This window comes from Candidatus Symbiopectobacterium sp. NZEC135 (assembly GCF_025962695.1).
Window position 1 is genome coordinate 1 of the sequence record NZ_JAGFPF010001221.1, and the last position, 649, is coordinate 649.

Below are 649 nucleotides of genomic sequence, written 5' to 3' on the forward strand. Positions count from 1 at the left end.
GGAGCGTGTTAATGATATTTTCCTGTTCGCGGGTAAACACCGGGTGCTGATTATGCGTACTCATGTGCCAGGTTTTGGATAATGGTTCAAGGTATACCGGAACATACTCGTGAGAGCCTGAGGCTTTTCGCAGTACGATCTCAAACTTTCCCTCTCCATTTTTTTTCAGGTCGTAGTATTCTCCGTACAGCGGTATCTGCTTTTTCCCTTCCCTCACTTCAACATTAAGATGGGTGGCATCGAAGGTGTCCGCATATCGCCACGCGAGCGTGTCCTCATCGACAATCACCTTTCTCTGCAATAACTCAGGTTTTGCGGCATAAGGATGGTATGTCATAAATTCATTGGGTTTATCCGTCGGTTTCAGAAAAATCGTTTGGCCTTCGGTATGGATAGCGGTATTACCGGGTTGAAGCTCAAGTAAAATTTCTTTCTTAATCCCATTTTTCGGATTTCGGACATAATAAGCCGCCCTGTTCTGGCCCGGCGTAGTATGCCGCAATTCAGTCGGTCTCATTTTACGGGCAACACCACGGGATTTGAACGCGATACTATCAACATCGAGAGATGTTGCAATCTCAGCAATATTTAGTCGAAGAAAGCGTTCAGCACAAATCTCATCACCTTGATTTTTATAGTACTCACGGCG

Annotated in this window: 1 pseudogene; it reads right to left on the reverse strand. The window is 45.5% G+C overall.

Annotated elements, in window-relative coordinates:
• Nucleotides 1–649: pseudogene (locus tag J5224_RS33460) on the reverse strand (hypothetical protein); the annotation flags it as partial.